At 31.1% G+C, this 21,462-nt stretch carries 21 protein-coding genes; 13 read left to right on the top strand and 8 right to left on the bottom strand.

Features of this window, described 5'->3' with window-relative positions; translation table 11 throughout:
- Positions 1–67 precede the first annotated feature (67 nt).
- The 5 genes from H527_RS0103160 to H527_RS0103140 all read right to left on the bottom strand — a co-directional run bounded on the left by H527_RS0103160 (position 68) and on the right by H527_RS0103140 (position 4,116).
- Positions 68–853, bottom strand: a complete 786-nt coding sequence (locus H527_RS0103160; protein WP_027411358.1) for a hypothetical protein — start codon at positions 851–853, stop codon at positions 68–70.
- Between the two features lie 675 nt (positions 854–1,528).
- A complete protein-coding gene (locus H527_RS0103155; protein ID WP_027411357.1) occupies positions 1,529–1,921 on the bottom strand; it encodes a nuclear transport factor 2 family protein in 393 nt (130 codons plus the stop codon).
- 12 nt (positions 1,922–1,933) lie between these two features.
- Entirely contained in the window at positions 1,934–2,245 is a 312-nt protein-coding gene (locus tag H527_RS0103150) for a YciI family protein (RefSeq protein WP_027411356.1), read from the bottom strand.
- Between the two features lie 603 nt (positions 2,246–2,848).
- Positions 2,849–3,223, bottom strand: coding sequence for a VOC family protein (locus tag H527_RS0103145; RefSeq protein ID WP_027411355.1), 375 nt, complete (start codon positions 3,221–3,223; stop codon positions 2,849–2,851).
- A 77-nt stretch (positions 3,224–3,300) separates the two neighbouring features.
- The gene (locus H527_RS0103140; RefSeq protein ID WP_027411354.1) at positions 3,301–4,116 is read right to left on the bottom strand and encodes a helix-turn-helix domain-containing protein; all 816 of its coding nucleotides are present in this window, start codon (positions 4,114–4,116) and stop codon (positions 3,301–3,303) included.
- 518 nt (positions 4,117–4,634) lie between these two features.
- Here H527_RS0103140 and H527_RS0103135 point away from each other — a divergent pair.
- From H527_RS0103135 to H527_RS0103095, 9 genes are all read left to right on the top strand, one after another.
- Positions 4,635–5,513, top strand: coding sequence for a PPK2 family polyphosphate kinase (locus H527_RS0103135; protein WP_027411353.1), 879 nt, complete (start codon positions 4,635–4,637; stop codon positions 5,511–5,513).
- Positions 5,514–5,522: 9 nt separating this feature from the next.
- A complete protein-coding gene (locus H527_RS0103130; protein WP_027411352.1) occupies positions 5,523–6,911 on the top strand; it encodes a M20/M25/M40 family metallo-hydrolase in 1,389 nt (462 codons plus the stop codon).
- 113 nt (positions 6,912–7,024) lie between these two features.
- A complete protein-coding gene (locus tag H527_RS0103125) occupies positions 7,025–7,243 on the top strand; it encodes a hypothetical protein (RefSeq protein ID WP_035087274.1) in 219 nt (72 codons plus the stop codon).
- 12 nt (positions 7,244–7,255) lie between these two features.
- Entirely contained in the window at positions 7,256–7,942 is a 687-nt protein-coding gene (locus H527_RS0103120) for a HupE/UreJ family protein (protein ID WP_027411350.1), read from the top strand.
- Between the two features lie 10 nt (positions 7,943–7,952).
- Complete coding sequence (locus tag H527_RS0103115) at positions 7,953–8,594, top strand: hypothetical protein (RefSeq protein WP_027411349.1); 642 nt, start codon at positions 7,953–7,955, stop codon at positions 8,592–8,594.
- Between the two features lie 111 nt (positions 8,595–8,705).
- Positions 8,706–10,115: an MATE family efflux transporter gene (locus tag H527_RS0103110; protein WP_248601255.1), complete on the top strand. Its 1,410-nt coding sequence runs from the start codon at positions 8,706–8,708 to the stop codon at positions 10,113–10,115.
- Positions 10,116–10,218: 103 nt separating this feature from the next.
- Positions 10,219–11,304: an OmpA family protein gene (locus H527_RS23010; protein ID WP_027411347.1), complete on the top strand. Its 1,086-nt coding sequence runs from the start codon at positions 10,219–10,221 to the stop codon at positions 11,302–11,304.
- 76 nt (positions 11,305–11,380) lie between these two features.
- Positions 11,381–11,608 (top strand): hypothetical protein, encoded by a 228-nt coding sequence (locus tag H527_RS0103100; protein ID WP_027411346.1) that lies wholly within the window; start codon positions 11,381–11,383, stop codon positions 11,606–11,608.
- A 9-nt stretch (positions 11,609–11,617) separates the two neighbouring features.
- Positions 11,618–12,196 carry a phosphatase PAP2 family protein gene (locus tag H527_RS0103095; RefSeq protein WP_035087272.1) on the top strand — a complete coding sequence of 193 codons (579 nt, stop codon included), beginning with the start codon at positions 11,618–11,620 and terminating at the stop codon, positions 12,194–12,196.
- A 120-nt stretch (positions 12,197–12,316) separates the two neighbouring features.
- On the opposite strand, the gene H527_RS0103090 is transcribed toward H527_RS0103095, so the two are convergent.
- Together H527_RS0103090 and H527_RS21330 are read right to left on the bottom strand one after the other, a co-directional pair.
- Positions 12,317–14,563, bottom strand: a complete 2,247-nt coding sequence (locus tag H527_RS0103090) for a transglycosylase domain-containing protein (protein ID WP_027411344.1) — start codon at positions 14,561–14,563, stop codon at positions 12,317–12,319.
- A 39-nt stretch (positions 14,564–14,602) separates the two neighbouring features.
- Positions 14,603–16,126, bottom strand: coding sequence for a BCCT family transporter (locus H527_RS21330; protein ID WP_051316609.1), 1,524 nt, complete (start codon positions 16,124–16,126; stop codon positions 14,603–14,605).
- A 454-nt stretch (positions 16,127–16,580) separates the two neighbouring features.
- On the opposite strand from H527_RS21330, the gene H527_RS0103075 reads away from it, so the two are divergent.
- From H527_RS0103075 to H527_RS0103060, 4 genes are read left to right on the top strand one after another with little or no spacing between them, the layout of a single operon-like run.
- Positions 16,581–17,981 (top strand): arginine decarboxylase, encoded by a 1,401-nt coding sequence (locus H527_RS0103075; protein WP_027411343.1) that lies wholly within the window; start codon positions 16,581–16,583, stop codon positions 17,979–17,981.
- Positions 17,971–18,909 carry an agmatinase gene (speB, locus tag H527_RS0103070; RefSeq protein ID WP_027411342.1) on the top strand — a complete coding sequence of 313 codons (939 nt, stop codon included), beginning with the start codon at positions 17,971–17,973 and terminating at the stop codon, positions 18,907–18,909. The genes H527_RS0103075 and speB overlap by 11 nt, the downstream gene beginning before the upstream one ends.
- The gene (locus tag H527_RS0103065; RefSeq protein ID WP_027411341.1) at positions 18,896–19,873 is read left to right on the top strand and encodes a deoxyhypusine synthase family protein; all 978 of its coding nucleotides are present in this window, start codon (positions 18,896–18,898) and stop codon (positions 19,871–19,873) included. The genes speB and H527_RS0103065 overlap by 14 nt, the downstream gene beginning before the upstream one ends.
- A 27-nt stretch (positions 19,874–19,900) precedes the next feature.
- On the top strand, positions 19,901–20,194 hold the full coding sequence (locus tag H527_RS0103060) for a hypothetical protein (RefSeq protein ID WP_027411340.1): 294 nt from the start codon (positions 19,901–19,903) through the stop codon (positions 20,192–20,194).
- 136 nt (positions 20,195–20,330) lie between these two features.
- Here the strand turns inward: H527_RS0103060 and meaB are convergent, their stop codons facing one another.
- Positions 20,331–21,407 (bottom strand): methylmalonyl Co-A mutase-associated GTPase MeaB, encoded by a 1,077-nt coding sequence (gene meaB / locus H527_RS0103055; RefSeq protein WP_027411339.1) that lies wholly within the window; start codon positions 21,405–21,407, stop codon positions 20,331–20,333.
- Between the last annotated feature and the right edge of the window lie 55 nt (positions 21,408–21,462).

The raw sequence follows: 21,462 nt of genomic DNA, 5'->3' as shown, positions 1-21,462 counted from the left end.
TAAAAAGCCACCATTTCTATTTAGAATATGGTGGCTTTTTGTTTGTAGTTTAAATATTATTGTAATTCTATTCGGGTTTATTATTTGAACTTTCCCCTTTACTTTCTGAAAGAGAAAACCCTATATTGACACCAATACCAAACCATATTTTTTTGTTGTATTTCCAGTCTGCTTCAATGTCACTATTTCCTAAAAAATCCATGCCTGAAAATAAACCAATATTGATGTTTTTGTCAAAATGAAGAATAAGACCTATAGAGCTACTAAAAGCACTAGCTGTTCTTTCTTCTGAAACATTACTATTTTTACTATTCAAATTTATAGAGGATATCCCTATTCCAATAGAAGGTTCGTATAACCAGCTATCTTCAATTTTTTTATTAAACCTAAATTGGAAGCCGATATTCATTCCAAAATTTATATTTTGTTCAAAATCAAAATTATCTATTCTGATTTTAAATGGAATAGTATAAAATCCAGCTCTAACTCCTCTAAAACAGGAATAGATAGGATCTGTGTATTTATTGAATACTTCACGAACCATAATGTGTTGAATAGAAGAGTTATTTTCTGTTTCATAAAAAAGAGTATTTAATTTAATTCCTTTTTTGTTTTCGTTTGAAGTATCAATTTTAAATCTATTAACAGTAAATATAATGCTGTCTTTTTTCTCATTGCCATCCAGCGCAGGTTTAATATCTATTACTTTAATTTTATATCCTTTTTTATAATTTAATTTTGTGATTGTATCAGTATAGTTTGTGTTGAAGATGTAACTTGATTGTAAATCTTGGGCATTACAGCAAAAGAGATAACATAGACTAAGTATTAAAATAAGTGTAATTTTTTTCATGATTGTAGTGTTTTAGATAGTACTCAAAACTACCTAACAATCCAGCGCAAAAGAATACCCGTAACAGGGTATATTGTGTTTGTTTACAGGTTTATAATGATAAACAACCGTACATAGAAAACGGTTGTTTTTTTAAGTACGATATATCTAATTTTTGTCATTCCAGCCCTTCAGCAAGCTCGTGGTAAACTAAAGTATGGGATCTATTTAGCATTAGGATTATTACCAATAGATTTCGTTTTGCTATAAAATGATAAATTCACTCATTTTTATGACCTGTAACTTGAATAACACATAGCACTGACCTCTCCATACTCTCCAAAAAGGAGCTTAGGGCGCCTCAGCCTGCCATATACTTGATCCCAGCAGCTAGGACGATACTTTTGATTGCCGGGAAGGGGTACTATACCGTCGGGAAGGGGTTTTATAGTGCTGGGAAAGCATTTCTAACTGCCGGGAAGGGTCTTTGTACTTACGGGAATAATAAATACACCTACGGGAAGAGGTTATATATAGAAGGGGACATAAAATAAGTTGCGGGAAAGTAAATATACTATAGGGTTTCGAGAGTCTTAGCTAGCGATATATGTAGGAGGTGTTTTAGTTTCTAAAGACAATCTATTCTATTATTTAATATCGTCATTTATTGAATAACACCTATTCGAACCTGATGAACTAGGGGGCTTCTGACAAAAAAATACTGCTACCAGCAATTATTTTCCAATTGCAATCTATTTTTTTCCAGACTCGTAAAACACGATATTTTCCATCAAGAATATGATTTTGAAACTTTCCTCTCATCTCAATTATTACAGAAACAATTGCAGTATAGTCAATTAAATTAATAACTTGTTCGCTTGACGAGATTTCATCTATTTTTATACTTTTTAATCGATAGGTATCCAAATCTATGGATTTACTTATTGTTTGTCCATTAGGTATATTGAAAAGTAAATCTTCATGAATTAATTCGTCTAATTTTTGGACATTACAAGTCTTCATAGAATTTAATAATTCCTGTTCAAGAGTAATTATAACATTTCGGTTATTTGAATTTCTCATATCCATAATAAATAACATTTATTTTTGCTTATTAATTTTAAAAATCAGTTTTGAAAATTTAATTTCATCAAAAACCTTGGTTGGTACAAATTCAATTAATTCATAATCAGCTAAATCGTTTACTTTAAAAGGATCTTTTTGTATGATTTTTTCTAGTTCTAATTCATTATGAACCTGGCATAATATTATCCCACCAGTTCTTGGTGTTTTTCGTCCAGAAATAATAAAATTCCCCAATTTGTATTGTTCGTCCAAAAAAGCTGTATGCTCTTTTATATAAAAGTCAATTATCTCAAGTTTCGTTTTATATGTTAAGTTTATGATAAACATTTTTACTGTGTTTTTTTGCTATTTAATTGATATAAAAGTTTCAACTTCGTCATTGTCTCTATTCTAATATTTTTTTCCTGTGGATAGTAAAATCAACTCTATAAGCTTCTTTAATGTCTTTATTCTGTCATATTTCTATCGAAGTATCAAGAACAACATCTGGTATTTTACTTTTTGAAACAAATTTTCCGTACACATCCAAAGAAAGGAGGATGTTTTTTACAATATGATTGTAAAATGAGTCGAATATTTAAGAAGCTTATAGAGGTATGCAACTTCATACTAAAACCTAATATAATTTACAAGATTTGGCATTACTGCTAAATTCTAATAAGGATTGATTGCTATGGAAAAATAAAGCGTAACCCACTAAAACCTGTTTTTTTATTAACTCTATCATCGAATTCTTAAATGGGTTTTGAACAAGTGTAAACACTTCACAAGAATTCGGGTCTTAGCTGTAAAATGGTTATGACGTATTAGAAGATATTATCCAGATATGTTTTATCATAGGGGATTAGGTTATCAGTTAATTTAATGGTATTGGAGGTTTAGGGGGGATCCCTCTTTTCCTACTCGTTGTATATTTGTACTTTCCAGAAATTATTTTTTTGAATATAGTCCAATAGTATTTCCATCTCTATCCATTAAGATAGATACAAAACCAAATTCCCCTATAGATATTTTAGACCTAATGATTTTTCCTCCAGCTTTTTCAACTAAATTTTCTTCAGTTGTACAGTCTTGTGATTCAAAGTAAATAATGGTATTGTTGTTGTTTGGTGCAAAGTCTTTCTTTTCTACTAATGCACCAGTAATATTTAAACCTTTTGGGTCAAAAGGGAAACCAGATTGTTTACCGAACTCAATAGGAAAATCTACAAGTTTGATATTGAAAACAGTTTCATAGAACTCTTTAGCATTCTTTAGGTTTGAAACATTGATGTCGAACCAGCTTACAGGATTTACGTTTTTCATTTTTACAATTTTATTGCGTTATTATAATGCAAATATGAGATGACATTAAAATATAAAATTGTAAAAATGGGACAAGGTTAGTCTATATTATCAAAAATCATTGACATTTTTAAATCATCTCCATAAAACTCTTTAGGAGTTAGTCCTGTAAATTCTTTAAAATCTTTAATGAAATGTGCTTGATCAAAATATTCATTTTCATAAGCTAAATTGGTAAGACTAGCAACTTCTTTATTTAATAGTGTTTTCAGAGTATTTTGAATTCTTATAGTTTTGGAAAGTTGTTTAGGACTTAATCCAATTGTTGACGAAAACTTACGGGTTAATTGTCTCCTGTTAATATTGCTTTGCTTTGAATGTTTATTTACTGAAAATTGCCCATTAGTTTTGAAAATTGTTTCAACTGTAGATTTTACAATATTGTCAATAGTATTTTTGTCGATTAATCTTTTTAGTAAAAATGTTTCGATTAACTCTATTCTTTCAGAAGTAGAATTAGCATTTAAAATTTGTTCTCCAATTTCTTCTCCATCTTTTCCAAAAAGTTTATCTAGTGGTACAGCTGTATTTTGAATTTTTTTTACATCTATGTTTGCAAAAGGTAAAAATCCGTTGGGTCGAAATCGAACAATAAAAGAACCAGTAGTACCGAGTGGTTCTACGACATACGGACGTGTCAATTGACCTATTAAAAAATATTTTGGTAAAATTATACTTTCTTTATCGTTTGGGTGATGTTTGTAAGTATCTCCATAATGAAAAATTAGTTTCATTGTTCCATCTGGAATAATGGTATTCCTTAAAGGCGTATTTTCAAAAGCACTTTCTAATGTCCAATAGCATTTTATCCATTCTGCCAAATTCTGTTGTGGTTCAAATATTCTATGATTCATTAGGTGTTTTATTTTTGTTTAGTCAGTTTCTTGAGTATGATGTACAACGTTCAGTGATCGAGTAGGCAAGGAGGTTTTGCCTCAATCCTCTCCCTGAATCTCTCATTTCATACAGCTCTTGTTATACAAATCTAAGCGATTACAATTAATATGTAAAAATTGGCAATAGTATCTAAACAAGTTTGTTTACCAACTAAACCGAAGTTGTAGCTGCTACAAATACAGACGCTTTGCTTCGTTTTTTAATCCATATTGAGGAGTTTAATTCTCCGAGGCTTTCCTCGAAAACAAAATATATTTTCGGAAGCATACCTCACGAGCTTGTTCCGAGGTTCTTGACTTTAACCATAGCGGAGCTATGCTAAAATCAAGAAAATGACTGTGTTTATGGTGCTTTCAAGCTTCATTACGAAGTTCTACTGCATAAAGCGGGTTAAATTAAAAAAAATGTAAGGTCGAACTATTTTTTTAGAGAATAGAAAACTTTAGTATCTTTCGAGAATAACACAAATTGTTGTATGAAGAAGATAAGTCACGAAGATTTTAAAGTTGTTACTCCAATAGAACTATCTAAAATACCGACCACTTTTGATCTGGAAGAGAGTGAAAATAAAATTGAGAAAGAACTCGAAGAAGTACGAGAAAAACTAGGGAAACTTCAGGATACCATGTATGCACATGATAAATATGCCGTTTTGATATGTCTTCAAGGAATGGATACTTCGGGTAAAGATAGTTTGATAAGAGAAGTCTTTAAAGATTTTAATACTCGAGGAATCATTGTGCATAGTTTTAAAGTGCCAACCGAGTTAGAAAGTAGCCACGATTACCTATGGCGTCATTATATTGCTTTGCCACAGAGGGGTAAATTTGGGGTGTTTAATAGGACACATTATGAAAATGTTCTAGTAACCAGAGTCCATCCAGAATATATAATGGGAGAGAATATCCCTAATATTAATTCAGTAGAGGATATTGACGATGCATTTTGGGATACACGTTTTGAGCAAATCAGAAATTTTGAAAAACATATTGCTCAAAATGGTACTTTAGTTTATAAATTCTACTTACACTTATCCAAAAAAGAACAAAAAAATAGATTACTTCGCAGGCTCGAAAAAAAAGAAAAAAACTGGAAGTTCTCAGCAGGAGATTTAAAAGAAAGAAAGCTTTGGGATCAATATCAAAACTGTTACCAGGATGCCATAAACAAAACATCTGTACCACATGCACCATGGTATATAGTCCCCGCTGATGATAAGCCAGTAGCAAGATATATTGTAGCAAAAACAATATACGATAGTCTAAAAGAATATAAAGATATACAAGAACCCGAATTAGATGATGAAACAAAGGCTAATCTGGAATTATATAAAGAGCAATTAGAAAAAGAATAAAAACAAAATATGTCTAGAAAAATAATAATACTCATTTTCGCAATCTTATCGCTTAATTGCTTTGCTCAAAATAATAGTAAAGAAGATTCGATAACCTTAAAAAAACTCTATAATACCTCTTTGTTAAACGGAAAAAGTTATGAATGGTTAGACTATTTATCTAATCAGATAGGAGGAAGATTATCAGGATCTTTAAATGCACAAAAAGCTGTAGAGTGGGGAGAAAAAGAATTAAAAGAGTTAGGGATAGATAAAGTGTGGTTACAGCCAGTTATGGTTCCTAAATGGACTAGAGGTGTTACAGAATATGCATATATAGAGACAGAACCAGGGGTAACTACAAATGTGCCTGTATGTGCTTTAGGAGGGTCTGTTCCAACCTCTATTGGAGGAATAAAAGCACAGGTTATTGAAGTAAAAGGCTTAGATGAACTTAAAAAAATAGGAATTGATAAAATAAAAGGGAAAATAGTATTTTATAATCGCCCTATGCAAGCAGATGTTATAGAAACATTTATGGCATATGGAGGATGTGTAGATCAAAGATACTCTGGTGCAGCCGAAGCAGCTAAATTTGGCGCAATAGGAGTTATAGTACGATCTATGAATCTTAGGTTAGACGATTACCCCCATACAGGAGCAATGAGTTACGGGGATCTTAAGGATACAGACAAAATTCCCGCAGCAGCAATTAGTACCAAAGGAGCAAACCTATTGAGCTCTATGCTAAAACTAGACCCTAATGTTAAGTTTCATATTAATATGAATTGCCGTACATGGAAAGATGTACAATCTTATAATGTAATTGGAGAGATAACAGGTAGTGAATTCCCTAAAGAGTATATGGTAGTAGGAGGACACCTAGATTCTTGGGATCTAGGAGATGGCTCTCATGATGATGGAGCAGGAATAGTGCAATCTATGGAGGTATTACGATTATTTAAAGAAATAGGGTATAAACCAAAAAGATCTATTAGAGTAGTGTTTTTTATGAATGAAGAAAATGGATTGCGAGGAGGTAAAAAATATGCACAAGTAGCAAAAGATAAAGGAGAAAATCACGTATTTGCTCTAGAAAGTGATTCAGGAGGATTTACTCCAAGAGGCTTTTCTTTAGATTGTAATGCAGATAATTTTGAGCAAGTACAAAGTTGGAAACCCCTTTTTGAACCATATCTAATACACTTTTTTGCTAAAGGTGGTAGTGGAGCAGATATTGGACCACTCAAAAAAGAAGGAATGGTTTTAGCAGGGCTTCGACCAGATTCGCAACGTTATTTTGATTATCATCATGCAAAAAATGATACTTTTGATGCAGTAAACAAACGGGAGCTAGAACTAGGAGCAGCAACTATGGCTAGTTTTATGTATCTTTTTGATAAATATGGAGTAAAATAAATACATACACTATTGAGTAAATACATATTATAAAACAATAAGTGTAATAAATTACAACAGATAAAAAATAATAGCTAGTTAACAAATTCTGGTTACCTTAAAATAACACAATCATGATATTTAAAAAAATAATATACAGTATAGCTGTTTTAGCATTAGGAGTTTTAGCGTCTTGTACAGATAAAAAGAAAGAAGATCAAAATGTAGTTAAAAATGAAACAGAACAAAAAGTAACCTCAGATATAGATACACAAACTACAGAAATTTCTGAAGCAGAAAAAAGAAAACTAGATAGTATTAGACAAGTAAAAGAGCATGGACATGCACATTAATTAAAATTGTTTATGTTTAAAAAAACAGTAACACTCCCCGTATTTATCATATTATGTTTTGTTTCTGTAGTCATGTACGCACATGGTGTAGATGATGAAACACAGTCTTTTTTATTAGGAAATAAAGGTATTGCTTTTGGTCCGTTTTTTTACATTGGAGCAAAACATATGATTACAGGATACGATCACCTGCTTTTTTTAGTAGGGGTTATTTTCTTTTTATATAAACCCAAAGAAATACTATTATACGTAAGCTTTTTTACGATAGGACATAGTGTAACATTGCTATTGGGGGTGATGGCAGATATTAGTATAAATGCATACTTGATAGATGCCATAATAGCATTATCAATAGTGTATAAAGGATTTGATAATCTAGGTGGATTTAAACAGTTTTTAGGTAAACAACCTAATACAAAATTAGCAGTATTAATTTTTGGATTATTCCATGGCTTTGGATTAGCAACCAAATTACAAGAATTTAAATTTGATAAAGATGGACTTTTTGTAAATCTTTTAGGATTTAATTTAGGAGTAGAGATAGGACAATTTTTAGCTCTAGGGTTAGTTCTTTTAGTTATAAATGTTTGGAGAAGATATGATAGCTATATCAAGTTTTCTAACCTAACTAATATACTGCTTATGGCAGCAGGTTTTCTTTTGCTAGGATTTCAATTAACAGGTTATTTTATTGCTTAATATGAATAGTATGACAACACATGATCAGCCAGTGATGAGTAAAAAACAATTAGTAAAATCAATATGCATAGCATTAGTTATTGGTGCCGTTGTTTTAATAACTGCTGTTTTACCTGCAGAGTACGGTATGGATCCATTAGGAACAGGAAAACTATTTGGATTTAATGAACTGTATATAGCAGATGATTCAAAAATTAATAAAGATGCACTACAAGAAGTTCCATTAAGTTTTAAAAAATTAAAATTAGAAAAACTAGGTTCTCCAACAAGTGTTTCCAAACCATTAGAGGCAAACAATCCACCACCAGTAGAACAATATATCGAACAAAGTGATACTATTTTAGTAGAAGTTCCTGCTGGTAAAGGAATAGAGTACAAATTTAAAGCATTAAAGTATGGTAGTGTAAAATATGAATGGACTACCGCAAATGATAAAGTTGTTTATATTGATTTTCATGGAGAAGTTAAACAAGATAACCCTCCAGAAAATGTATTTTATGAAAGCTATACTCTAGCCTATTCTAACAATATGGCAGGAACATTAACAGTTCCCTTTGAAGGGAAACATGGTTGGTATTTTAGAAATGATACTAAAAAAAACATAATAGTTACCCTAAGACTTAAAGGTCAATATAAATTGTTTGATAAGTAATGAGATGATATTAACAATCAAAATTACTATCACAAATTTTCTAATATATTTCTCGTTTAGAAAAAATAATAATATTATAAAGTTAAATATACGATAAGAGTCATTTAATTTATGAAGGTTCTAATACCTTTACGACTTCAAAATTGTAAAATGTTACAAAACTACACTAAAGAATTTCGGTATAATCTAAAATTGGCAGCACCAGTGATGTTGGGCATGCTTGGTCATACTTTTGTAGGGCTGGTAGATAATGTTATGGTAGGACAATTAGGTACTGCAGAATTAGCAGCAGTATCTTTAGGTAATAGCTTTATGTTTATAGCCATGTCTTTAGGAATTGGTTTTTCTACAGCAATAACCCCATTAGTAGCAGAAGCAGATGGGGAAAATAATTTTAAAAATGGTAAGTCCGCATATAAGCACGGTTTATTTTTGTGTACTACAATAGGAATAGCATTGTTTTTAGTGATTCTGGCAGCAAAGCCATTAATGTATTTAATGAAACAGCCTCCAGAAGTTGTAGAATTGGCAATACCTTACTTAGATTTAGTAGCTTTTTCTTTAATACCATTAGTGAGTTTTCAGGCATTAAAACAATTCTCAGATGGGTTGTCGATGACTAAATATCCTATGTACGCTACTCTGGTGGCAAATGTGGTTAATATAGCTTTAAACTATCTATTGATTTTTGGAAAATTTGGTTTTCCGCAGATGGGAATAGTTGGTGCAGCTATAGGAACATTAGTTTCAAGATTTGCAATGGTAGCACTTATGTGGGCTTTTCTTAGGTATAAAGAAAAATCAAAACAATATGTATCAAACATCAAGTTTTTTGTTTTAGAAAACAAAATGATACATAAAATAGTGTCGCTTGGATTTCCATCAGCACTACAGATGTTTTTTGAAGTAGCAATTTTTACGGCAGCTATTTGGTTGTCAGGGATTTTAGGTAAAAACCCGCAAGCAGCAAATCAAATAGCATTAAACCTTGCTTCGATGACCTTTATGGTTGCAATGGGGTTAAGCGTTGCTGCTATGGTTAGAGTAGGTAATCAAAAAGGACTTCAGCATTTTAGAGATTTACGAAGAATTGCAATTTCTATATTCTTACTTACCTTTTTGTTAGAAGTCATTTTTGCTATATTTTTTATTTTATGTAACGAAATGCTGCCTAAAATATATTTAGATGTAAAAGATGTAGAAAACCTGGTTGACAATACCGAAGTGATTAGTATTGCAGCAGAACTGTTAATTATTGCAGCATTATTTCAAATCTCAGATGGAATACAGGTTACAGTATTGGGCGCTTTAAGAGGATTACAAGATGTTAAAATTCCAACATTTATTACCTTTATAGCATATTGGGTAATAGGTTTTCCTATTAGTTATTATTTAGGATTACATACCGAATACAAAAATTCTGGAATTTGGATTGGTCTATTAGCAGGTCTAACTGTTTCTGCAGTATTGCTCTATATTAGATTTGATTATTTAACCAAAGATTTGATTAAGAAAAACTGAAATATTAAATAAAAAGAGATACCAAATACCATTTTTGTAGTTATTACGTTTATTTGGTATTAACTAATAATTAACTATCTTTCCAAAAAAACAGAATACAAAAATGAAAGTCCCAAACTCTAAATTTTGTCTACTGCTTGTTGCATTTTTCTTACTGGTAACACAAAGTAGTATAAGTCAAAACTTTGTTCATAGTATAAACGAAAACCTTGTTCCTAATCCTAGTTTTGAAATGACTAATGCAGCCATAGCCAGATTAGATATGGAGATGCAAAATTTTGGTATTATAAAAGATTGGAAACCAGCTATTAATTCTCCAGATGCTTACCATCCAAAATTAAAAGACATTAAATTTATACATAAATCGCCTAATTTTTTAAAACAATTTGGAGAGCAAGAGCCAAGAACAGGACAAGGTAAAGTTGGTATGTATATAGCAGGTGGTGCTTATAAAGAAGGAGTTACTGCTAAATTAAAAAGACCATTATCTAAAGGTAAATATTATTATTATCATATGTATGTTTCTTTAGCTGAAGGGATTTCTAATTCCTGTACTTCATCTATAGGATCTTATTTTACAGCAAGAAGCCCAAAAATAACAAGTACCTCAAAATTTCCTTTAAATATTGAATCTTCAAAAATGGTGTGTGACACCAAAAATTGGAAAAAAGTTTGTGGGGTTTATAAAGCAAAAGGAACAGAAAAGTATATATCTCTAGGATATTTTTCAGACAGTCCAAAAGGCAAATCCGTAAAAGGAGGAGAATTTGATACTGCCTACTATTTTATTGATGATGTGTTACTAATGGAAATGCGGAACCCTAAAAACTTAGTATCTAGTCAGGTTTGTGATATGGCTCTTGACTTTCTTCCTGTAGAGTTTTTAGTAGGAGAAAGTGAAGCGTATAAAGAAATCCAAAAACTTTTAGATTCTTATATTCAATATGTAACTATATTTAAAGTAAATAAAGTTAAAATTATAGGTCATGCAGACGATGCAGGTTCGGATTTTGAAAATGAGATTATGTCTGCTATGAGAGCCATTAATGTAAAAAAATATTTTATAGAAAAAGGGATAGATGAATCTTTAATAGAGGTAATCGCTTTGGGTAATACAGAGCCCATAGTTACTAAAGACTCTAATTTGGACCCAGAATCTAATAATAGAGTAGAAATTAAGATAGAATAACTACAAGGCAATAAATTTTCCTGATTTACATAAAAAAGATAGTACCTTTGACGCTTTATAATTTTAAGCACCTATTATGAGCTTTCCAAAATTTTTATTAGGAGATAATACAGATTTCCCAGATGCTATTTTTGTAATTCATACAGAATTTCCTAGATTTATAATCAATTTGGAGAATGATGAAGTAGAATGGTTGGAGGAGTTTGATAAAAGTGAAGAAAAAGAACTTTTAGAAGAAGCAGAAAATCTTTTTGAAGCAGCCAATAATTTCTATGATCGAGAGATAAAACGTTACGAAGATTAATATATAACAATGATGGATGAGCTTATACAATTAGATAAAGATCTTTTTTTATACCTTAATAATCTAGGAGTTCCAGCATGGGATGGGTTCTGGTTATTTATGACTGAGAAGTTTTATCAAATTCCCTTGTATGCAGTATTGCTACTGTTTTTTTACAAATATTTTGGTGTAAGAGGAACTATTATTACATTGATTGTTGTAGCATTAATGATTACTGCTACAGATCAGTTATCCAATTTATTTAAGAACGTTTTATTTATGAGGCCTAGGCCTTGTCGAGCTGATGGAGTGTCTGACTTTACACGTTTTATAGCAGAGAGATGTGGACGACATGGGTATTTTTCTGGTCATGCTGCAAATTCTATGGCATTGGCTTTTTTTGCAGGATTAGCTTTAAAAAAACATCTAAAGTATATTTTTCCATTTATGGTAGTTTGGTCTATTGTTGTAAGTTATAGCAGGATATATATAGGAGTGCATTATCCAGGAGATATTATTACAGGTATGGCTATAGGTATTTTATTAGGAGTAGGGGCATTTAAGTTACATACATTATTGGTAAAAAAATACGGAGAAGCAAGTGTTTAATCCACATTGTGGAGTTTAATTCTCCGAGGCTAGCCTCGCAAAATATATTTTCAGAAGTAACCTCGTGAGCTTGCTCCGAGGGTATTGATTTTAATGTTTTCTATTAGCTATAGTATATCATTAGGTAGCTTTACCAAACTTTTTGTTTTTTCTCTTTTTTCCAAAAATACGTTTCAAAAAATTATCTCTTTTTTCAGGTTTACAATCCAAGTCATTTAGGATATTTTTAGGAGTTTCTTCAAACTTACTTTTAGTAATAGAATCAAAAGTACTATCTAGATTCATTTTTTGATATAATTTTGCAAATATAGGTAAAGCCGTATTTGCTCCTTGCCCTAAAGTAGTGGTTTTAAATCCAATATTATAGTTGTCGTTTCCTACCCAAGTAACAGTTACCAAATTAGGTGTAATACCAACAAACCAACCATCTTTATTATCTTGTGTAGTTCCTGTTTTTCCTGCAATTTCATTTTGTAGATTATAAGACGTTCTAAGTCTAGCAGCAGTACCATTTTTTACAGTAGATTTCATCATCTCTAAAAGTACTTGCTTAGTATATTCACTATAAGCAGGTTTTTCTGCTATTTGTGGTTCAAAAGAAGCAATTAGATTGCCTTTTTTGTCTTCTATTTTAGAAATATAATACGGTTTTACTGCTTTACCATTATTTACATAACTAGCGTAAGCTCCAGCTAATTCATTTAATTTAATGCCATCTGTACCCAATGCCATGGCGGGTTCTTCAGATAGTTTAGTTTTGATTCCTAATTTTCTTACTTGTTCTACAACTTTAGGTATGCCTACTTCATTTAATACTTTTACGGCTATGGTATTGACAGAAGTACTTAAAGCTTTTTCTAAAGTAAAATTAAGATGAGAATCCTCTTCTTTCGAAGAGTTTTTAGGAGTCCAGTTACCCAAGTTGGTATAAGTAATTTCTTTGGTAGAAAAATAAGTACAGGGTTTCATACCGTTTTCTATAGCAGCAGTGTAAACAAACGGCTTAAAAGTAGAGCCCACTTGCCGTTCGCTTTGCGAAACATGATCGTATTTAAAATAGCGATAATCAATTCCGCCAAGATAAGCTTGTACAGCACCTGTAGTTGGTTCTATAGCAATCATCCCAGCATTTAAAAATTTTAAATAATGACGTATACTGTCTAAAGAAGATGCTTTTTTAGTAATATTTCCTTTCCATTCAAATAACTCCATGTCTTTTTTTATAGAAAGAGAATCTTCAATTTGAGATTCGGTTAATCCTTGTTCTTTGTATAGGGTGTAAGTAGTAAGGTTTTTTATAGTATTTTTAACCAAATCAGAGTTGTTTTTCCAAGGAGCATCATTGCCAAAGGATTTTTCATATTCTTTTTGTAAAACTACCATGTGTTCTTTTAGAGCTTCTTCTGCCATAGATTGTATTTTGTGATCTATAGTAGTATAAACGATTAAACCATCTTTATAAATATCATAAGTGGTGCTATCTTCTTTTTTGTATTTTTCTAGAATATTAACAAGTTCTTTTTTAACCTCTTCTCTAAAATAAGGAGCTAATCCAAGATCATGATTAAAATGCTGATAATCGAGGCGGATAGGCTGGCTCATTGTTTGATTAGAACGACTTGTACTGATGTAGTTATATTTTACCATTTGTTGTAAAACTACATCTCTTCTTAATTGACTTCTTTCAGGAAAAAGTCTTGGATTGAAACTATGATTAGCCTTTAATGTTCCGATAAGAGTAGCGGCTTGGGATAAGGTTAACTGTTGTGTGGTTTTATTAAAGAATTTTTGTGCGGCGCTCTCAATACCGTATGTATTGTCAGAAAACGGAACCGTATTAAAATACAAAGTAAGAATCTCTTTTTTAGAGTAAATATCTTCTATTCTTTTAGCGATAAAAGATTCTTTTAGTTTATTTATAACAGTACTAAAAACGGGGTATTTCTTTCTTCCAAAAAGATTTTTAGCTAGTTGTAATGTAATAGTACTACCTCCTCCAGAAGACTTGTCGCGTAAAAGAATCGTTTTAAAAAATACCCGTAAGAGACTAGTGTTGTCTACTCCATCATGATCGTAAAAACGGATATCTTCTGTAGCGATAAGGGCATCGATTAGATGTTTAGGTAGATCCTCATAAGTTATGGGTTGTCTGTCGTAAATATAATATTTACCAATCATACGACCGTTTTTATCTAGTACCTGTGTAGCTTCAGATTGTTTTAAAGAACTTAATTGTTCTTTATTGGGTAGTTTTCCCCAAAAACCAAAATAAATACTTGCATAAAAACAGGAGCCTAAGAAAACGAATCCAACTAGTAAAAAGAAAAACCATTTGACCCATTTTTTTTGTAATATTTTTTTTATCATAATTGTAATAACGAAATAGATAACGCCTAAAATAAAAGATTATTTGGAATAGCTAGTATGTAGGTTTTTTTTGTAATCTCTAAAAAATAATATAATCATTAAAACCATGAGTAACGAAAAAGGTAGAGATGTTATAATAAGGAGCTTTTGCATTGCTATTAATACATTAATATCTGCTTTGGCATTTCCTAATAAGATAATTGCTATAGAAAAAACAGTAAGGATTATACTCCATAAAATTCGATGTTTTTTTGATGGTTCTTGTTTTCCGTTATCTGTAAACATACTTAATACAAAAATAGCAGAATCTAGCGAAGTAACTAAAAAGCTTATTAAAAGTAATATGATAAGTGTATTTATAAACCCTTGAAATGGATAATTTTCAAAGAAAACAAAAATAGAACTAAACACATTATCGAATTGCCCTTGGTACACTTCAAAACTTTCAATAATCTCAAAAGCAGATTGACCAAAAGTGGTAAACCAAAAAAATGTTCCCATAGAGGGTACTAATAATACACCTATAATAACCTCGCGTATTGTACGACCTTTAGAAATACGAGCAATAAAAATACCTGTAAAAGGAGCCCAAGCTAACCAGAATGCCCAATAATAATAGGTCCAATCTGTTAAAAAAGCTTCTCCGGGATTATATTCTCCATATGCTAAACTTAAAGGTATAAAATCAATAATATAATGATACAGCGAAGTGCAAAATTGAGTTATAATAGATAAAACATCATTTTGTAAAAACACAAAAATCAAAAGACCTATGGTAATATAAATATTCCAGGTGGATATTATTTTGATACCTTTATTAACGCCCCTAAAAACAGATGTAAAAGCTAGAAGAGAAATAATTAATAAAATTAAAATGGTTCCTTTAAGTCCAAAATTTTCATTAAAAAGATGATTTAATCCACCTTCAATTTGTGTGGTTCCTAAACCAATGGCAGCAACTAATCCAAAAACAGTAGTTAAGATAGCTAGAATATCGATACTTCCAAAGATAATGTTTTTAGATCTTTTAGAGTTAATCAAATCCTCTATAGAGGAGAAAGCGCTACTAGATAATACCTTCTTAGATTTTACAAACAAATAATAACCCATTGCAATAGCAAAAACGGCATAAAATGCCCAAGCCGTAAATCCCCATTGATAAAATGTATATTCTAATGCGATGGTTTTTGTACTGATATTATTTTTAATTGGAGGGTTGTGCATCATAAATACAGGTTCTTGTATCGCTCGCAACAATATTCCAGCTCCCATTCCAGCACTATATAGCATAGATATCCATGCCAATCTGGAAAATTGAGGTTTGTCTGAAGCTTTACCTAATCGATGTTTGCCCCATGAAGAAAAAGCTAATAAAATTAATAATAAAACACATGAAAGACCTAGCCATAGGTAAAATCTACCAAATAGTTGTCTTATATGTATTGAAAAAGATTCGATATAGTCATAGGACTCAAGAGTAAAAAAGTATAAGAAAAAAGAAAAAAATAGTAGTATTGCTATAGAAATGAATAGTAAACTATTTTTTTTAATATCAAATTTCATAGAATTTGTTTTTGTTTTGCAACATAGCTTTAGATAAAAAAATGCGATATAAGATTATAAATGTCTTAAAAAGTTTTGAGAAAGGTCTTGTACATAGTAAAAAACTTCTTTTTTTTTCAGAAGTAATAAAAATAAAAAAATAGTACACTTTTTTTTGTCAATATCTCAAAGTCTCATTTTTTTTGTTTAGAATTGCAATAGCATATAGCTAGACATTATGACAAGTGTTTTTAGATTCGGAGTCTTGAATGGCAGGAAGTTACTTTCAAGTATGGCTTATTGGATAAGCCCCCGAAACTTAGATTTTACTTCTGTTTTTACTATTATTTCAAGTCAGCATGACTATTTTTTTTTACCAACTACATGTAAGTTGATAAGAGTTTGATATTTGTTATTCTTTAGTTTGGATATCTGTTTTTTTTAACGCTTTTTTTAAGCATGTTTAATAATAATAATGAATATAAAATATATAGATCTAATTGATCAAACATACTATTTCCCGCAAGAAGAATTTGACTTAAATAACAATAAATTATCTTTTCATGGAATAGATTTAATGGGACTTGTAGAAAAATACGGGGCACCTTTAAAATTTACCTACTTACCTAGGATATCTGAAAATATCAATAGAGCAAAAAAATGGTTTAGTACATCTATTGATAAAAACAATTATCAAGGATCTTATCATTACTGTTATTGTACTAAAAGCTCACATTTTGAGCATGTACTAAATGAAGTTCTTAATAACGATGTCCATATTGAAACCTCATCTGCTTTTGATATAGATATTGTAGAAAAACTAAAGAAAAAAGGTAAAATATCTAATGATACTTTTATACTTTGTAATGGTTTTAAAAGAGATCAATATATAACCAATATAGGAAGATTGATTAATAATGGACATCGTAATTGTATTCCTATAATAGATAATTATGAAGAGATCGATCTACTTGCAGAAGAGATAGATGGCAAATTTCAGATTGGAGTAAGGATAGCATCAGAAGAAGAGCCTAAGTTCGAATTTTATACTTCTCGATTAGGTATAGGATATAAGAATATAGTTCCTTTTTTTAATAAACAAATTAAAGGGAATGATAAAGTAGAGCTAAAAATGCTTCACTTTTTTATTAATACAGGAATTCGTGATACTGCATATTATTGGAACGAATTACTTAAGTGCTTAAAAGTATATGTACAACTTAAAAAAGTATGTCCAACTTTAGATAGCTTAAACATAGGGGGAGGTTTTCCTATTAAAAACTCTCTTGCATTTAATTATGATTACCAATATATGATTGATGAAATCATAAACCAGATTAATCTTGCGTGTCAAGAAGCAAATGTCCCTGTACCAGATATCTTTACAGAATTTGGAAGTTTTACAGTGGGAGAAAGCGGAGGGGCTATTTATGAAATTTTGTATCAGAAACAACAAAATGATAGAGAAAAGTGGAATATGATTGATTCTTCTTTTATTACAACTTTGCCAGATACTTGGGCAATAAACAGACGTTTTGTGATGTTAGCAATTAATAGATGGAATGATGAGTATGAACGGGTTTTGTTGGGAGGTTTGACCTGTGATAGTGATGATTATTATAATAGTGAACAAAACATGAATGCTATATATTTACCTAAATATAGAAAGGATAAACCTTTATATATTGGTTTTTTTAATACAGGAGCATATCAGGAAACGATAGGTGGATTTGGAGGATTACAACATTGTTTGATCCCTCAACCAAAACATATTTTGATAGATAGAGATAAAAGTGGTAATTTAACAACACAATTGTTCAGCGAACAACAAAAAAGCGAAGATTTATTACAAATATTAGGTTATAATGGAAACTAATAATTATGCGGGTATTCCCGACAAACATGCTAAATTAGATAACGCCAAAGTGGTATTGATCCCTGTTCCTTATGATGGAACAAGTACCTGGCAAAAAGGATCTGACAAAGGTCCAGAAGCGTTTTTGGAAGCTTCAAAAAACATGGAGCTATATGATATAGAAACAGATACCGAGGTATACAAACAAGGGGTGTTTCTTGTAGATCCAATTAAAGAAAATGGTTCTCCCGAAGCTATGGTGGATGCTGTTCATGAAATGACAAAAAAGTATATTAAAAGAAACAAGTTTGTAACTGTTTTTGGAGGAGAACACTCCGTTTCAATAGGAACTATTCGTGCTTTTGATGAATGTTTTGATAATCTTACTGTTTTGCATATCGATGCACATGCAGATTTAAGATCAGAATATGAAGGTACAAAATGTAATCATGCCTGTGCTGTGTATGAAGCAAGCCAAAAGACTAATCTGATCCAAGTAGGGATTCGTAGTATGGATGTTTTGGAGCGAAGTGTAATGAATGAGGATAAAACCTATTTTGCGCACGATATGGTAACAGATGAATATTGGATGGATAATGCTATTGAACAAATGACAGATAATGTGTTTATAACATTTGATTTAGATGCATTTGATCCTTCTATATTACCTTCTACAGGAACGCCAGAACCAGGAGGTTTATTTTGGTACGAAACTTTAGAATTTTTAAAAGAAGTTTTTAAAGAAAAAAATGTAGTAGGTTTTGATATCGTAGAGCTTTGTCCTAATGAAGTTGATAAATCTTCTGATTTCTTAGCTGCAAAATTATATTATAAGATGTTGAGTTATAAATTCATGGGGCAGAAAGCAGATCAACAATATGAAGGTGCTCAAACAGAAAAAGACTCTTCGAAAACTAAGAAATTAAATTTATACGATGACGAAAACTAAAGGACCTATATCAGATTTTATCCAAAAATACTATTTGCATTTTAATGCGGCGGCGTTAGTCGATGCAGCAAAAGGATATGAGGATCAACTTGATAATGGTGCTAAAATGCTAGTTTCTCTTGCGGGAGCAATGAGTACAGCCGAATTAGGGAAGATATTTGCAGAAGTTATCCGTCAGGATAAGGTAGATATTATATCTTGTACAGGAGCCAATCTTGAAGAGGATATAATGAATCTTGTTGCTCACTCACACTATAAACGTGTGCCTAATTATAGAGACCTTACTCCAAAAGAAGAGTGGGATTTGTTAGAAAAAGGATTAAACAGGGTAACAGATACTTGTATCCCAGAAGAAGAAGCTTTTAGGAGATTACAGAAGCATATTTTTAAGATATGGAAAGACGCCGAAGCAAAAGGAGAGCGATATTTTCCTCATGAGTTTATGTATAAGCTTTTGCTTTCAGGAGTTTTAGAAGAGTATTATGAAATAGATATCAAAGATTCTTGGATGTATGCTGCTGCAGAGAAAAATTTGCCAATAGTAGTTCCTGGTTGGGAAGATAGTACTATGGGAAATATATTCGCTTCGTATGTCTTAAAAGGAGAACTTCAAGCCAGTACTATGAAATCAGGAATAGAATATATGACTTTTCTTGCAGATTGGTATACTGATAACTCAAAACAGGGAATAGGTTTTTTTCAAATAGGAGGAGGAATAGCAGGGGATTTTCCTATATGTGTAGTACCAATGTTATATCAGGATATGGAGAGAACAGATACTCCGTTTTGGAGTTATTTTTGTCAAATTTCAGATTCGACAACCAGTTATGGATCTTATTCTGGAGCCGTGCCTAATGAAAAAATTACTTGGGGTAAGTTAGATATAGATACTCCAAAGTTTATAATAGAGAGTGATGCAACTATAGTAGCCCCTTTATTATTTGCCTATTTGTTAGATATGTAAATTTAAACTCATAAAACCTACTAATCCATGAAAAGAGTAATTGTTGACTATAAAAAGTTAAATAAAGATATTTTAAATCTTCTGGTAGAGAAATTTCCAGATGGGTATGAAGACCGTGATATTATAGCGTTTAAGAATCAACATAATGAAACCATTGAAGCTGTTGAGGTAAGAACTGAAGAGACTATTTATCTGGTTAAGATTAGTAAGCGTTTGGCAGATACTATGCAAAGTTTTGATGATGACGATGATGATGACAATACAGGGTCAGATGCTGATATTCCTGAGGAAGTAAATAGCGATGAAGATGATATGGATTAAAGTCAAATAGTGTAATATCATTAAATAGTTTATACTCAGTGTTGAAATAAACGATACTTTATAATAAAAAAGCAGGAATTGTAAACTCCTGCTTTTTTATTATAAAAGTATGATAAAGTACTTTTTTTTTAAGCTATTATGTAGAAGAACTTAATTTTAATAAATATCGAGCAGCAGCAAAAGGGGTTATTTTATGCTGTTGTACAGCTTTGATTTGTGTAGTTAATTCAGCTTTGACTTTTGAATGATTGTAAAAAGAGCTTTTTAATTGTTCCTCTATTGTTTGTAATAACCAAAATTTATTTTGTTGAATTCTGTTTTTTTCAAAAAAACCATTTTCAGAAGTAATTTTTATATATTTAAGTATTAGTTGCCATATTTCTTCTATTCCAGAGCCTTCTATTGCGCTACAGGTTAAAACTTCTGGAGACCAACTGTTTTGTGCAAGAGGGTATAAGTGTAATGCTTTGCTAAATTGATTTTTTGCTTTTTGTGCACGTAAAGTGTTGTCTCCATCTGCTTTATTGATAACTAGGGCATCTGCCATTTCTATAATACCTCGTTTGATTCCTTGTAACTCATCCCCAGCACCTGCAAGTTTTAGTAATAAAAAGAAATCTACCATGCTGTGTACGGCTGTCTCGCTTTGTCCTACGCCTACTGTTTCTATTATAATAACATCATACCCTGCTGCTTCACAAAGTATAATCGACTCTCGGGTTTTTTGCGCTACTCCTCCCAAAGATTTTCCTGAAGGAGAAGGTCGTATAAAAGCATTGGTAGACCTAACCAGAGATTCCATTCTTGTTTTGTCTCCAAGAATACTGCCATGTGATATAGTGCTACTAGGATCTACAGCTAAAACAGCTACTTTTTTTCCTTTTCGAATTAATAGATTACCTAATGATTCAATAAAAGTGCTTTTCCCTACACCAGGAACTCCTGTTATTCCTATTCTAATCGAATTATTGGCATAAGGCAAGCATTTTTCAACAAGTTGTTGTGCTTTTTCTAAATGGCTTTCTTGGGTGCTTTCAATTAAGGTAATACCTCTGCTTAATGCAGACGTATCTTTAGTAATAATCGAATTAAAAATATGGGCAATTGAAATTTCTTTTTTTTGTAATTTTTTAAAACGATTAATAGACGAAAAACTCGTATTTAAAGGAGCTTTAGAAGATGGGTTATTATATGGAGAAGAATCTTTTGACACAGAATAGGCTTTATAGCAAAGTTATAAATTCCTTTTGTAAAACTTATCATTAATA

It is taken from the genome of Aquimarina muelleri DSM 19832 (assembly GCF_000430665.1).
Taxonomy (GTDB): domain Bacteria; phylum Bacteroidota; class Bacteroidia; order Flavobacteriales; family Flavobacteriaceae; genus Aquimarina; species Aquimarina muelleri.
The sequence above is the reverse complement of the archived record's forward strand: the minus strand, read 5'-3'. Positions and strand labels throughout refer to the sequence as shown.

Bases quoted from the DNA above. Each gene is read 5' to 3' on its own strand.
- H527_RS0103100 (WP_027411346.1), top strand. From the start codon at position 11,381: ATGAGCTTTCCAAAATTTTTATTAGGAGATAATACAGATTTCCCAGAT.
- H527_RS0103160 (WP_027411358.1), bottom strand. From the start codon at position 853: ATGAAAAAAATTACACTTATTTTAATACTTAGTCTATGTTATCTCTTT.
- H527_RS0103090 (WP_027411344.1), bottom strand. From the start codon at position 14,563: ATGATAAAAAAAATATTACAAAAAAAATGGGTCAAATGGTTTTTCTTT.
- H527_RS0103075 (WP_027411343.1), top strand. From the start codon at position 16,581: ATGAATATAAAATATATAGATCTAATTGATCAAACATACTATTTCCCG.
- H527_RS0103135 (WP_027411353.1), top strand. From the start codon at position 4,635: ATGAAGAAGATAAGTCACGAAGATTTTAAAGTTGTTACTCCAATAGAA.
- H527_RS0103110 (WP_248601255.1), top strand. From the start codon at position 8,706: ATGAAGGTTCTAATACCTTTACGACTTCAAAATTGTAAAATGTTACAA.
- H527_RS0103120 (WP_027411350.1), top strand. From the start codon at position 7,256: ATGTTTAAAAAAACAGTAACACTCCCCGTATTTATCATATTATGTTTT.
- H527_RS21330 (WP_051316609.1), bottom strand. From the start codon at position 16,126: ATGAAATTTGATATTAAAAAAAATAGTTTACTATTCATTTCTATAGCA.
- H527_RS0103065 (WP_027411341.1), top strand. From the start codon at position 18,896: ATGACGAAAACTAAAGGACCTATATCAGATTTTATCCAAAAATACTAT.
- speB (WP_027411342.1), top strand. From the start codon at position 17,971: ATGGAAACTAATAATTATGCGGGTATTCCCGACAAACATGCTAAATTA.
- H527_RS0103115 (WP_027411349.1), top strand. From the start codon at position 7,953: ATGACAACACATGATCAGCCAGTGATGAGTAAAAAACAATTAGTAAAA.
- H527_RS0103060 (WP_027411340.1), top strand. From the start codon at position 19,901: ATGAAAAGAGTAATTGTTGACTATAAAAAGTTAAATAAAGATATTTTA.
- H527_RS0103095 (WP_035087272.1), top strand. From the start codon at position 11,618: ATGATGGATGAGCTTATACAATTAGATAAAGATCTTTTTTTATACCTT.
- H527_RS0103150 (WP_027411356.1), bottom strand. From the start codon at position 2,245: ATGTTTATCATAAACTTAACATATAAAACGAAACTTGAGATAATTGAC.
- H527_RS23010 (WP_027411347.1), top strand. From the start codon at position 10,219: ATGAAAGTCCCAAACTCTAAATTTTGTCTACTGCTTGTTGCATTTTTC.
- H527_RS0103145 (WP_027411355.1), bottom strand. From the start codon at position 3,223: ATGAAAAACGTAAATCCTGTAAGCTGGTTCGACATCAATGTTTCAAAC.
- H527_RS0103140 (WP_027411354.1), bottom strand. From the start codon at position 4,116: ATGAATCATAGAATATTTGAACCACAACAGAATTTGGCAGAATGGATA.
- H527_RS0103130 (WP_027411352.1), top strand. From the start codon at position 5,523: ATGTCTAGAAAAATAATAATACTCATTTTCGCAATCTTATCGCTTAAT.
- H527_RS0103155 (WP_027411357.1), bottom strand. From the start codon at position 1,921: ATGGATATGAGAAATTCAAATAACCGAAATGTTATAATTACTCTTGAA.
- H527_RS0103125 (WP_035087274.1), top strand. From the start codon at position 7,025: ATGATATTTAAAAAAATAATATACAGTATAGCTGTTTTAGCATTAGGA.